The organism is Lysinibacillus sp. C5.1 (genome assembly GCF_016350185.1).
Classification (GTDB): domain Bacteria; phylum Bacillota; class Bacilli; order Bacillales_A; family Planococcaceae; genus Lysinibacillus; species Lysinibacillus sphaericus.
In genome coordinates this window covers 1,908,282-1,921,626 of record NZ_CP066226.1, presented here as the reverse complement: position 1 = coordinate 1,921,626, position 13,345 = coordinate 1,908,282, and the positions used below count along the sequence as shown (strand labels likewise).

Genomic DNA, 13,345 nt, shown 5'->3' with positions numbered 1-13,345 from the left:
AGCCGATGCGCTGCTATCTGATGTCCATCTGTCTAAAAAACTGATAGCAGCGCAATTATTGTGCTGTATTTAAATAAAAATACGCTACTCGTTATAAGTAGCGCAGAATATTAAGCACATGCTCTTCGTCAAATGTAATTATTTAGTCGTATTAATCAATTCTTTCATTAATGCCTCATTCATTGGCCCTTCAATGATATTTACCGTGTTTCCTTTTGTATCAATTATATAAGTCGTTGGCAGCGTAATAACTTGATATTTACTTCCTACAAACCCTTCTTCATCTAACATAATGTCAAAAGTTAAACCATGTTCCTTCACAAATTGAGCAACCACTTCTTTTCCCTTATCTTTATTTGTTACGTTCACTGCTAAAATTTCTACCCCTTGATTTTGATATTCTTCGTAAATCTTTTGCATATGTGGCACTTCTTCTTGACACGGTGGACACCACGTTGCCCAAAAATTTAAAAATACCTTTTTACCTACATAATCGGATAAGTGGACTGTTTCACCTTTTAACGTTTGCAACTCAAAATCGGGTGCTCTATACTCTACTTGATTTTGCGTATCCTCTGTTGCATGCGGAGCACTGGTTTCAGTTTGCGCTGTTTCTTCTGTTTTCATTGTTTCTTTTTCATCGATCGGCTTTTTCACATTAATAGCAACAATGATTATTAAAGTGATAATAATTATGATGGAAATCATATTTTTAACCACAAAAAGTAATACCTCCAATGTAAATAAGGATAATAGATGGCTACATATAATGACACAAAGCGAAAACTCCTATCGTGATTTGTCTCAACAACAAATACGATATTGGAGTTTTCGCTTTCTATTTAGTCTCAATGACAAACGTATATTACGGCGCTATTTTATCAACCTCATATTGATAATTCATGCCCTTATTATTCGTTTTCGTATATTCCATAATATTTTCTAATTTTTCAGCCACTACATGTTCTTTGCTCATACCTAAGTAGTTTGCTGCACTTGATAAATCAGAGAAGTGGAATAGTTTCCATCCCATAATGCCTTTAGCTGTTTCGCTACTATTAAATTTTACCGTTATCGCCTTTTCAACATCAATCCAGTTATTTGTGCGTGGTGCTGTTGCGCCATAATCTCGAACATATTTATTCGTAAATGCTAAACCATTTGAATGTTCTTGATGGTACATACATCCAATTCGACAAAAATAATGCGTATATCCTTCTTGGTCAATTGCTTTGGCAGCGTACACTTTATTTGGGTCAGTATTATTTAGATCCATACGGCAAACTTCACAATGAACCCCCGTTTGTGTTACTTCTGTAAATTCAGAAATGCCATCGATTGTAATTGTTTTTACTGCTTTATTGCCTAATTTATCTTCTGCGTATACTGTATAAACGCCATTTTTCAGCGCAATAATTTTATCTTTTTGTTTTTCATTTTGCAAAGTGGCAATTTTTGAACCTTTATCTATAAAGTATTCGACGTCTTTATCTCCATAAGCCCATTTCTGATTTTGGATTTCATTATCATCCGTGGTAAGAACTTGTATTTTTTTACTAACCGCCGTTACATCGCTTTCAGGGATTGACAATGTAATGGTTGGTGCCGCTTTATCAATATTTGTGATTGTTATGGATTTCGTTCTTTTGTTCCCATTATTGTCTATAGCAAAAACCGTATACGTTCCATTTTCACTTACTGTAAATGCGTTCTCTGTGAATGTTGTATCGGTTTCTGAAAATTGATTTGCTGGCTTTGTACCCTTTGCCCACTGTTTCAAGATTACTTTCTCATTATCTGTAACATCTACATTCACTGTCACATCTGTCGTCGTCGGTGTTGTTTTACTTACATTCAATGCAAGGCTAGGTGCTTCTTTATTATATTTTTCCTCAGCACTCGCTTGAATCGTACTGAATTTAACTTTTTTCAAAGTACTATTATTTTTCTCTTTATAAGCCTTAATATAATTATCTGCCGCTACTTCTTTTGCGAAATAAATATTTTTTAATGCATTTAATTTAACGATTGTAACCGAATCTAACGGAACCCATCTTTTTGTACTATAATCCTTTACATTTTTCGTGCGTGTTACCCCTTCATTTAATTCATCATATAATGCTGAAAACACATCTTTATAATAAACGACTTCTCCATCTTTCATCACTTGCACATCAGTCATCGCTGCAAGGGCAGTTGAATGTTGATTACCAGTTAAAAACGCTATTACCATAACACATATAAGCAATCCGAGGCGTAAAATTTTTTTCATTTTTAATATGTTCCTTTCACAATTAAGCTCTTTTCTATATACCTATTGATATTTTTCAATGCTCTCTTTTTGTACGGTTTTAAACGAAACAATTTCTGTATCTGAATGTTTGGCAACATAGGCCTTGGCATCAGATGCTTTTGCAAAACAGATAAACCCATCGTCCATTGGGGATGCTAGCGTAGTTCTAACATACGTCGCCTTTTCAGCTTGCACCCACTTTAGTGTATTGAAATCACGAACATACTTTTTATAAGTTGCTTTATTTTTTACTTCATCATATAAAAGGCATCCAATGTCGTCGTAATAAACTACCTTCCCTTTCTTCTTTATAGCCTGTCCTGAAAAAACACCCATTTTGTCTTTTTTTTGGTACACAACCATATTACAAAATGCACAATTTGTATTATTAGGTACATCCTTTTCTAAACTAGACTTAGCTGCCTCCGCATTCAGGTCGTGCTTATTGTCTATAAAATTGATAGCGAGAATACTTAACAAAATCATTCCTAAAACGACTAGTTTTTTCATTGTTTCCAATCTCCTTTCAATTCACCATGATACGGTAAAAATATGAAATAAGTTGAAAATAACTGTGAAATAAATGAAAAATTTTATCGGAATGGGAGTTTTTAAGGGGATTTCCACTCAAGAGAGCCACATGTAGTTTAAATATTAGGGAAAATAAAAAAACTGTAGGCAAACTTGCATTTTGTACAAGTTTGTCTACAGTCTTCTGTTTTATTATTACATTTTTTTTAGTTTTTCGTATTCAAGTTGTAGTTTTTCAATACGTTTACGGCCTTCTTCGCGATTTCTTGCTGTTTCTGCTTGAATTTGTTTTGTCTCTTGAATGCCTGCCATAATTGTTTGCCATGTTGTTTCAATCGTTTCAATTTTAATGCTTGGGCTACCTGCGGCACGGGCAATATTGACGCTGTTTTTACTAATGTTTTCAGCATTGCGAACAAGCATTTCATTTGTACGACGATCCAGCTCACTCATAGAATCTGAAATTAGCTTTTGACGCTTTAATGTTACAGCGTGAATTAGACCTTGTTTAAAAATTGGAATTGTTGTAACAAAGGCTGAGTTGATTTTACCGATTAAATGGTTATTACCTTGTTGCATTAAGCGAATTTGCGGTGCCGATTGGAATGATACTTGCTGCGCCATTTCTAAGTCATAACGTCGTTGTTCCAATAATTCTACAGCACGTTGCATCGTTTCAAATTCCATAGCTGCTAGTTGGTCACCTGTTTGCGCTTTTTGCTCTAACATAGGTAAGGCTGAACGTACTTCTTCTGCCTTGACTTCAATAGCTGCAATAAATTTACTTAATGTTTGGAAATAGTTTAAATTTTGGTCATATAAATTTTCTAGGTCGATTGTATTTCGTTTCATTTCAACTTCATATTTTTGAATTTCACGGTAAATGACATCGACTTCTTTATTCATGCTGTCATATTTCGATAAAAATCTTTCTAATTGTTCTTTACCTTTACTAAACAGCTTTGTCAGGAAACCGCCTTTTTTCTCTTCCGCAAAATCTTGCGGGTCAAATTTATCCATTACTTTATTTAAATTATTTAATAAGACACTGGATTCTTCAAGTTTGCTAGCTCTCATTGTCGCCAACATTTTATCTGAAAATGTAGAAATACCATTCGCTGTTTCTTTGCCTAGCTCTAACATGGCGATTTGGTCTTTCACATCAATTTTTTGCGCAAGTGCATGCACTTCAGGATCTTTCTTTAAAGCCAGTTGATTTTGTGCAATTTGTGATAACTCTTGTTCAGAAATAAGTGTCGGTGTTTGTACTGATTCAGCCTGCAACAACGGGTTAGGTTGTAGCAGTGGATTTTCGGTTGCGAATGGATCTTTTGATTTTAACAAGTCGTTGTTCATTTCAGACATAAGTAATACCCCCTGCGATTTATCTCTTTTATTACATACGATTACGAGATGAAAAAGTTTCATCTATCTCAAGCGTTTACGTGAAAGTTAAGTTAGATTGCGACACTTATCGCATCTTCAACAAAATGACTACTCTCCAAATTATAGCTTGTTTGAACTAAAAATTCGACTGATTCTTCATTTCACCTTACATCATTTCTAAAAATTAGTATATTGATGTCGAAAATAGTCACATCCTAGTAACTATCAGACTGCTGACTATAATAAATATGATGTATTTTTATGAATGTTACCTCGTTTACTCTATGTGTAGAAGCAAATTATTGCAGTGAAAAGCATGACACTCCAGCAGGAACAGCACGAGTGGAAAATCCATTTTTGTGGCGTCCGCCGCAAAAATTAGTTGGAGCCGTGCTTGCAAAAAAGGGAGCGCAAGGAACGGAAATCAACGTTTTTTATATTATTTAAAAAAGCAGCTACATGTAAATAGCTGCTTTCCATCATTCATTATGTTGTTACTTTTAAAACAGTTTTAAACTTTTGAATTACGCCGCCTGTGCTATACGTTAAGACACTGCGTTTATAGAATGATAAGCTAAATAAATAAGCCACAATAATCGTCACCAATAAAATACCAAGGGACAGTAATGGTTCGATCATGCCAATATCCGTTGCACCAATACGCATTGGCATCACCATTCCAGAAGTGAACGGAATATAAGAGAATACTTTAATAATAATTGTATCTGGATTGCCAATACCTGAAAGCATCACATAGAAACCGATTAATGTAATCATCATTGCAGGCATCAATACTTGACCTGCTTCCTCTACTTTCGATACTAATGAGCCGAATAATGCACCGACTATTAAATATAAAATAATTGTTAATACTAAAAATAGCATCGCATATAACACATAGCCAACTGATAGCTCCTTCACAATGCTTGTCGCCATTTCCCAAATCACACCGTTTTTCGCGAATTTTGCATAGATAAGGAAAACTACTGCAATGATGCCCATTTGCGTCAAAGCTAGCAGCAAAACACCTGCAATTTTCGCTTTAAAATGTGTTGCTGGTTTCACACTTACTAATAGCATTTCCATCGCACGTGAGCCTTTTTCAGAAGCAATTTCAGTTGTAATCATTGATAGGAACGTAGAAATAAAGAAGTAAATTAAAATACCGACAGCATAGGATACCCAAAGCCCTGATTGCTTTTCTTCCTCGCTTTTTCCGCCAGTAGATTCTGCATTTAAATTTTTATTTGAAATAACCGTTTTTGCTGCCATAATTTGTGCCGCTTGTTCTGAAGTTAGAGATAGCTTTTGCACAGCATAATGCTGACCTGCATATTGCAATAAAGATGATATCGTCGATTGATCATTTAGTTTTAACGGTTGAAATGTTGAAATTTCCGCATGCAATTGACCGTTCTGATCACTTACTTCAACAAGTGCGGCGAGCTTCCCGTCCTTGACTTGTTGTTCCAACTTTTTAATATTTGATTCATCCTGAATAAATGTCATATCGCTATTGGACACAAAAATGCCGCTTAAATCTGCGCTCGTATCATTAACAATTGCAATTTGCTGCGCCTCATCATCGCCTGTAAAAAGCTCCTTAATATCCGACCAAAAAATAGCAACGGACATCGCAATTACATATAGAAGGGTCATTGATATAAATGATTTGGATTTTAATTTTGATTTGTATAATTGCTTCATTAACAAACTAAACTTCGACAACAGTACCACCTACCTTATCTTTAAAGATTTCGTCCAATGTTAAATAATCTAAACTAAATTTTTCAATATATTTGCCCGCTGACAACTGTTGGAAAATACTTTCTGCAAAACGTTCATCTTCAAGCAATAACACTGTTTGCTCTTTTTCTACACGCACATCTTTCACACCTTCGAGCTGAAGTAATTCCGTAGTAGACCAATTGCTACGCACAGACAGCTTTGTTTTCCCATATTGTTTCTTTAAATCTAATAAACTGCCAGAAAATAAAGAAACGCCCCGCTTTAGTAAACATAAATGATCACAAAGTTCTTCCACATTATCCATTTGGTGACTTGAAAATAAAATAGTTGTACCTTGTTCTTTTAGTAGTAAAATAGCATCTTTTAGTAAATCTTTATTGACTGGGTCAAGACCACTAAAAGGCTCATCTAAAATTAAAAATTGGGGTTTATGAATAAAGCTTGCAATCAACTGTACTTTTTGCTGGTTGCCTTTTGATAGTGTTTCTGCTTTATCTTTACGCTTCTCTTCTAACTCAAAACGACTAATCCAAAAATCAATATCTTTTTTAAGCGCTGCTTTTTTCATGCCTCGCAGTTCTCCAAAGAAGTATAATTGGTCCTCTACTTTCATCGTAGGAAAAATCCCACGCTCCTCTGGTAAATAACCAAGTACATCTCGGTTAATCGAATTGACAGGCTTTCCATTCCATGATATCGTACCAGCAGTTGTTTCCTGTAAATCTAAAATCATACGAAAAGTCGTTGTTTTGCCCGCCCCATTTTGACCAATGAGCCCGAAAATTTCACCTTTCTCAATAGTGAAATTTAAATTATCAACCGCTGTAAAATCTTTATATTTTTTTGTGACATGCTGTAATTGTAATGTCATCTTTCATCCTCCCTACCCCTCAAATATATGTAAATCATGTTCCAAATGCTTTTTACGTCTTTGAATTTTTCGAATCGGTACATACATGAACAGCGCCATCACCATATTCAAGATGCCAAGATTAATAGACATGAACGCTACTGGAGACGCTGTAAATCCCGTAATGATATTAAAAATGCCAATGATAATATTGAGCAACGCAATTGGGATAAACAATCTAGTGATTGATTTTAAATATTGTATTTTAGAAGGTGCGTCTGAGAATAATTCAAAGTCCCCATCGATCGCTTCTTTTCGATAATATGCCCAAACGCCGAATTTAGAAACGCATTCAATATTCATCGATTCCAAAAATTCATAATAATCTTTCTTTTTACCTTCAACTAATTCATTGCGGTAAATATACTTTCCTGGCTCGCCTTGTTCAAATACAAAGAAACTAATTATGTTCTTTTGTAAATGCCATCCTTGTGCAGCCAAATCATTTACCCATGCCTCTTCTTTTTCATAATCTAAAAAAAAGCGAAATTTAATTTTTTTCATGTCAACACCTCCTACATGCAAATGCGCTTTTAAGCTTTTCCATTCGTTATACGGATACCATTGTCAAAAAGTTCCCTTAATCTCAAAATTTCGTATTCAACCACTTTCTTTCCATTTTCTGTAATTATATATTCCTTCTTGCGTCCATCATCTTCTAGTGCCTCAATCCATTGTCGCTCCAACAATGTTTTGATAGCTCCGTATATAGTACCTGCGCCAAGACGAACACGGCCTTTACTCATTTCTTCAACTAATTGCATAATGCCATAGCCATGACGCGCCTCAAATAATGCCAACAAAATATAATAAACACCCTCAGTTAATGGAGGATATTCCTGTGTCATACTAAAACCTCCCTCAATATATCGTCTAACAATATATCGACTGACGATATAATTAAAATATATCAACGTCCGATATAGTTGTCAACAACGATAATAGAATAGTATGGCATAATAATTTAAATACCAACCTCTTTTACAATTTAGCGCTTTATTTTTATTGCCAATCTAAATCGTGCATGGTAGCATGTAAGTAACTACTTGCATAGGAGGACTTAGTTTATTGGCAACAAAAGAAACAGCACAACGCATAATAGATGCAGCCTTACAATTAATTAGCGAAAAAGGTTATACCGCAGCCACAACAAAGGCAATCGCCGACTTAGCACAGGTCAATGAAGTCACTATTTTTCGCCATTTTGGCAATAAGGAGGGGCTCTTAAAAACGATTGTAGACAAATTTTCTTACAACCCAATTTTGCAAAAAACAATGCGTGAAGAGGTTACATGGGATTTAGAAACGGATTTAACCCGCTTTTCAATGCAATATTTCGAGTATATGATGTCTATCAAGGACTTTGTGATGATTGGCTTTAAGGAATCGATGCAATTTCCTGAAATAAATGCTGAAATAGCAAATGTTCCTTTACTCTTTAAAAATGAACTAATACATTACTTTAAGGAAATGCATCATAAAGGAAAAATTCGTGAGGTCAACTTTGAAGCGGCTGCACTATCTCTTATAGCCCTTAATTTTGGTCACTTTATTTCACGCGCTCGATTAGGTACAATCGTTTCTACCCTTCCAACAGAAGAATTAATAAAGACAAGTGTTGCAATTTTTTCTAGGGGCTTAACTTCCTAGAAAAAATTTTTCCTACTATGCAAGCAAGTACTTACTTATTAGGAGGCAATAAGAAGATATGACAAAAGGATTACAAGCATTATTTAAGATTCGTGAAACCTATATTGGCATTGTCGCTACAATTGCATTTCAATTAATATTCTTTTCTATTTGGATGACTGCATATGATGGCATAAATGATCGAACAGATAACTTAACAATCGGCTATATTAGCGAAGATGCTGCCTTTGGGCAAGAAGTGATAGATGGGCTTAAAAAGTCATTGCCCTTTGCGTCAAAAGATTTTACCTCCATCGATAGGGCGGAAAAGGATTTGGAAAACCGTTATATTCATATGATTATTCATATACCAGCAGAATTCACTGCTCAGCTCAAAGCAGGTAAAGAAGCAAACATTATTTATTTTATTAATCAAGCGAACGCAAGCCTTGCCAAAACAATGATGGAGGGTGTAGCAAAACAGACTACAAATGAAGTTAATCATCAGTTATATCCTGTACAGCAAGGCGAAATTGTAAAGGCGTTTTCCCAACAATTTTCACAACTTCCAATGGAACAAAATAGCGCCTTGCTTGTTCAGGACACTGTCACGACAACCATTATGGGTGTAAAAGATCGTATCGTTGAATCGACTATTATTAAAACAAATGATGCGAAAGGGTTTGCTGCGAATTTCGTCCCGTTAATGGTGATTATTTCTTCATTTGTTGGTGCGATGGTGATGATTATGCAACACCAACAAGCAGCCCAAATGGTTCAAGATAGCGTTTCGAAATGGTCTTTATTCTTTGCACGGCAACTGCTCAATTTTGCTGTTGCATTTATTTTGCCCTTACTAACAATTGGTTTAATGCAGCTATTTGCGATTTCAAGTGATGAAAGTTTATTCACTATTTATTTTTTCCAAGCGTTTATGTTTTGGGCTTTCCTATGTTTAGCACAAGTTTTTGTTATTCTATTTGGTAATCTTGGCATGATTTTTAATATTTGTGCACTGTCATTACAACTTGTTACATCTGGTGTCCTCGTACCGAATGCGATGCTTTCAGATTTTTACCATCGCGTCGCTTCTCTTTTGCCAGCGACATACGGTGCTGACGGTTATTATACAATTATTTTTGGCGGTAACACTGAAAGCTTGATAAGTAATAGCAGTGCATTAGGTATGATTATCGTTGTTACACTAGCAATCGCAATCATAGCAGTTGCACTTAAAAAACCTAAAGCCCTACAGCTCAATAATTGAACAAAAGAGAAAAATGTTAGATTGATGGCTTTCAATCTAACATTTTTTTGCTAGTTTATGATTATTTCAAGTATAGTGGCCATTCCTCAAGTTTTAGTGGCGTTTCCCAAAGTTTAATGGCTATTTCCACTATTTTCTTCAAAACGTAAAATGCACGCAATGGCAATTGACCATTGCGTGCTTTTTTTCAATTTTCTTATACTTTTTCAGTGGCAATGCGAACACCAATGCCTACTAACATTACACCTGTTATTTTATTAAACATTGCTTGTACAGTCTGCTTCATAAACCATTTGCGAATTACATTCATCACAAGAATGACAATGCCTAGCCAAACAATGGATAAGGCAATTAAAATGCCTGCTAACACTATTAATTGCGCGTTAATATTAAAATTTGGTTGAATAAATTGAGGCATTAATGTTACATATAATAACAATGTTTTTGGGTTTAATAAGTCCGTTGTAATGCCTTGTGTCATGCAACTAAGCGGCACATTTTTTTCTCCATTTTCTTTGATAGTAACCTCTTCTTGCAACATCATATTTTGTGCCCTTGCACGCCATGATTGAATGCCTAAATAAATTAAATAAGCTGCACCCGCATACTTGATGACTAAAAATACGACCATTGATTTTGATATAATCGTTGCAAGGCCAAGTACTGCTAAAGTTGTCCAAACTAGTAGTGCTAGGACAATCCCTACCATTGTAAAAAAGCCTGCTTTTTTGCCATGTACGATTGTATTTTTTAAAACTAGTAGTGAATCTACTCCAGGCACCATAACAATCATTAGCGCCACTGCTGTAAACATCCAAAGTTCGTGCATTTGCTCACCTTCTCCTTATCACAATCATAAGTAACATTATAAATTAAATTGAATAAATTTTCTGCATATATTATTTTCGTATATAAAAATAAGAAAAAGTGTTAGATTGACATTCAATCTAACACTTTTTTATTAAGTAAATCACTAAAATGACAAAACTAGTGAATGATTTTCGTTTGTTTAGAAGGCAAAATCAAGCCAATCACAACACCGATCATAGCCGGTAATATCCAACCTAAACCGATATCATATAGTGGTAAAACATCGGAAAATAGTTGCTCTACTGTGTCTAACAAGCTTAATTGTGCTCCAGGAATACTAATAACAAGCGCTTTGTAGCCATCGATTAGACTAACGAAAAACGTCAAAAACATAGCCGATGCGTATACAGCCTGCTTATTGTTAAATAACGAAGAGCTTAAAGCAAGTAAAATCAGAACAATTGCAAGTGGATATAAGAACATAAGCACTGGAATAGCAAATTGTATAATATTATTTAAACCAAAGTTCGCAATAGAGAAGGACACGACACACAATAATAGAACAAACATTTTATAGCTAACCTTTGGAAACACTTCATGGAAAAATTCACTACAAGAAGTAATTAAGCCAATACTCGTTTTTAAACAAGCTAGCACAATAATGACCGCTAATAAAATTGCACCAAAAGAGCCAAAATAATGATCCGCAACCGCAGCGAAAATTAAACCACCGTTGTCAAATGTTCCAATAGATTCAATACTAGATGCGCCCATATACGTAATAAGTCCGTATATTAACGTCATTAGTGCCATCGCAAAGATGCCTGATTTCCATGTTGCCTTAGCAATTTCTTTACGATCTGTAATCCCTGCATTTTTAATGGCATTGATGACAACAATACCAAACGCTAGCGATGCTAGTGCATCCATTGTATTATAACCTTCTTTAAAGCCAGTCATAAAGGAAGATTGAATATAGTCACCGATTGGCTGTTGGAAGTGCCCCATCGGCTTTACAATACTAATAATAATTAAAATAAATAATACCACTAAAAAGGCTGGTGTTAACACCTTACCGATATAATCCATAATCTTCGCTGGATTTAACGAGAAATAATAGACAATGGCAAAAAATATAAAGCTAAACAACGCAAGTAACATGGTTGTATGTTCCGCATTAATATACGGTTCAAAACCAACGACAAATGGCACTGTTGCCGTTCTTGGAATCGCAAAGAAAGGACCAATTGTTAAGTATAGCGCTAATGAAAAAATAACGCCGAATAAAGGATGAATACGACTCGCTAAATCACGCAGTCCATTACTGCCCGATAAACCAATCGCTAAAATACCTAAAAACGGTAACCCGATTGCCGTTACTAAAAAACCGACAAGGGCAAACCAAAAGTTAGTCCCTGCTAGTTGTCCAAGTTGAATTGGAAAAATTAGATTTCCTGCTCCAAAATACAGTCCAAATAGCATCGTTCCAATGACTGCATATGTAGAAAAAGGTATTTTCTTTTGCATAATTGATGTACTCCTTAGATGTGTTTGACTATAGCAAATAATCAATTACGTTTTAGCGTAATTGCGTCCTGATTTTTTTCGAGCTTGCTCGAAATGCTCCATATAGAATGGAAGATATTCAATGAAGCTTCTCTTACTACAGCTAGAGTTCGACCCCCTACGCAATTCAGTGATTTTATCACATTCGTTCATCACTAATAAAAATAAAGCGTTTTGCTGAAATAAGTTAAATCGAATGAATTTTCACTACAATTTCATTATGGTAACAGGCATTTATTATAAAAACAATAGTTTTTTCTAAGATAAATGCTAATAGTACAGTTCCTAGCTTATTAAGTAAAAATTAACAAATAAAAAGAGCTGTCAGACGACAGCTCTTAGTTTGCAACAGACCACTCTATATGGTTTAAAAAATTATACACGTCTTCATACACTTTATCACGTTCTTTATCTAACGTAATAATATGACCAGAATTTTCATACCAAATAATTTCTTTATCATCTGTTTTAACTGTATCTAAAATAAACGGAGCGCTTTGTTGATATAGCTCATCGTCTAGTAGTCCTTGCAATACTAAAGTTGGTGCTTTAATTGCAGGTAAATCTTCACGTGTTTCTTCTGTTAAGCGTGTTACGCCATCTAAAGAATCTTTTGGTGAAATACGTAATTCGTGTAGTTCAGAAATAATTTGATCTTTGGACTTGTTTTCAAAGTGCTTGTAAAGTCTTGCATAATTGTATAAACGTGTAAATAATCCTTTTGAGCTATCACGTGTTATCGGCGCACACATGGCAACAACTCCTTTAACAGGAAATTGCTCTGCTACTTTTAATGAAAAAACTCCGCCAAGTGAAATACCAACTACTGCGATTTCTTCATATCCTTTATCTTTTAGGAAGTTGTAGCCTTCTACTACATCGTTCCACCAGTCTTCAGGTTTTGTTTCTAGTAGGGCTTCCGGTTCTACCCCGTGCCCACTATAGATAGGTGCATGAACGGTATAACCACGTTTGGATAAAAATTCCCCTAGCTTTTTCACATCTTTTGTGCTACCTGTAAATCCATGCAGTAATAGTACGGCTTTTTTGCCTCCCTCAATTGTTAGAGGTTGCGGCTTTGATAACTTCATTTTATAATATCCCCTTCACGGAAATTTGTATTTGTGTATTTTATGTGTCTATCTTAACACCCTTTATTCATAATGTACAATTTATAGTTTTTATCGTTTCGATACGTTTTATG

The 13,345-nt window shown here is 35.0% G+C and carries 14 protein-coding genes; 3 read left to right on the top strand and 11 right to left on the bottom strand.

Annotated elements, in window-relative coordinates; genetic code table 11:
* Positions 1–138: 138 nt before the first annotated feature.
* The 4 genes from I5435_RS09050 to I5435_RS09035 all read right to left on the bottom strand — a co-directional run bounded on the left by I5435_RS09050 (position 139) and on the right by I5435_RS09035 (position 4,189).
* Positions 139–720 (bottom strand): redoxin domain-containing protein, encoded by a 582-nt coding sequence (locus I5435_RS09050; RefSeq protein ID WP_337983630.1) that lies wholly within the window; start codon positions 718–720, stop codon positions 139–141.
* 145 nt (positions 721–865) lie between these two features.
* Complete coding sequence (locus tag I5435_RS09045) at positions 866–2,272, bottom strand: nitrous oxide reductase accessory protein NosL (protein WP_337983629.1); 1,407 nt, start codon at positions 2,270–2,272, stop codon at positions 866–868.
* A 42-nt stretch (positions 2,273–2,314) separates the two neighbouring features.
* Complete coding sequence (locus I5435_RS09040; RefSeq protein WP_024363523.1) at positions 2,315–2,803, bottom strand: nitrous oxide reductase accessory protein NosL; 489 nt, start codon at positions 2,801–2,803, stop codon at positions 2,315–2,317.
* Positions 2,804–3,019: 216 nt separating this feature from the next.
* Positions 3,020–4,189, bottom strand: coding sequence for a toxic anion resistance protein (locus tag I5435_RS09035; protein WP_024363515.1), 1,170 nt, complete (start codon positions 4,187–4,189; stop codon positions 3,020–3,022).
* A 282-nt stretch (positions 4,190–4,471) separates the two neighbouring features.
* On the opposite strand from I5435_RS09035, the gene I5435_RS09030 reads away from it, so the two are divergent.
* Entirely contained in the window at positions 4,472–4,657 is a 186-nt protein-coding gene (locus I5435_RS09030) for a hypothetical protein (protein ID WP_337983628.1), read from the top strand.
* Positions 4,658–4,696: 39 nt separating this feature from the next.
* Here the strand turns inward: I5435_RS09030 and I5435_RS09025 are convergent, their stop codons facing one another.
* The 4 genes from I5435_RS09025 to I5435_RS09010 are packed head-to-tail and all read right to left on the bottom strand — an operon-like array spanning position 4,697 to position 7,717.
* Positions 4,697–5,947: an ABC transporter permease gene (locus tag I5435_RS09025; RefSeq protein ID WP_337983627.1), complete on the bottom strand. Its 1,251-nt coding sequence runs from the start codon at positions 5,945–5,947 to the stop codon at positions 4,697–4,699.
* Positions 5,925–6,830, bottom strand: coding sequence for an ABC transporter ATP-binding protein (locus I5435_RS09020; RefSeq protein ID WP_024363512.1), 906 nt, complete (start codon positions 6,828–6,830; stop codon positions 5,925–5,927). Before I5435_RS09020 ends, I5435_RS09025 begins: the two co-directional genes overlap by 23 nt.
* Before the next feature lie 12 nt (positions 6,831–6,842).
* Positions 6,843–7,373, bottom strand: coding sequence for a DUF2812 domain-containing protein (locus I5435_RS09015; protein ID WP_025219258.1), 531 nt, complete (start codon positions 7,371–7,373; stop codon positions 6,843–6,845).
* A 29-nt stretch (positions 7,374–7,402) separates the two neighbouring features.
* Positions 7,403–7,717, bottom strand: coding sequence for a PadR family transcriptional regulator (locus tag I5435_RS09010; RefSeq protein WP_337983626.1), 315 nt, complete (start codon positions 7,715–7,717; stop codon positions 7,403–7,405).
* A 220-nt stretch (positions 7,718–7,937) separates the two neighbouring features.
* On the opposite strand from I5435_RS09010, the gene I5435_RS09005 reads away from it, so the two are divergent.
* Positions 7,938–8,519, top strand: coding sequence for a TetR/AcrR family transcriptional regulator (locus I5435_RS09005; RefSeq protein ID WP_024363509.1), 582 nt, complete (start codon positions 7,938–7,940; stop codon positions 8,517–8,519).
* Positions 8,520–8,577: 58 nt separating this feature from the next.
* Positions 8,578–9,765 carry a YhgE/Pip domain-containing protein gene (locus tag I5435_RS09000; protein ID WP_337983625.1) on the top strand — a complete coding sequence of 396 codons (1,188 nt, stop codon included), beginning with the start codon at positions 8,578–8,580 and terminating at the stop codon, positions 9,763–9,765.
* A gap of 196 nt (positions 9,766–9,961) precedes the next feature.
* Here I5435_RS09000 and I5435_RS08995 read toward each other — a convergent pair whose 3' ends face one another.
* The 3 genes from I5435_RS08995 to I5435_RS08985 form a co-directional block, all read right to left on the bottom strand.
* Complete coding sequence (locus tag I5435_RS08995; RefSeq protein ID WP_025219256.1) at positions 9,962–10,594, bottom strand: LysE family translocator; 633 nt, start codon at positions 10,592–10,594, stop codon at positions 9,962–9,964.
* A 158-nt stretch (positions 10,595–10,752) separates the two neighbouring features.
* Positions 10,753–12,102 carry a branched-chain amino acid transport system II carrier protein gene (brnQ, locus tag I5435_RS08990; protein WP_025219255.1) on the bottom strand — a complete coding sequence of 450 codons (1,350 nt, stop codon included), beginning with the start codon at positions 12,100–12,102 and terminating at the stop codon, positions 10,753–10,755.
* Between the two features lie 377 nt (positions 12,103–12,479).
* Positions 12,480–13,232, bottom strand: coding sequence for an alpha/beta hydrolase (locus I5435_RS08985; protein WP_024363503.1), 753 nt, complete (start codon positions 13,230–13,232; stop codon positions 12,480–12,482).
* Positions 13,233–13,345: the final 113 nt, after the last annotated feature.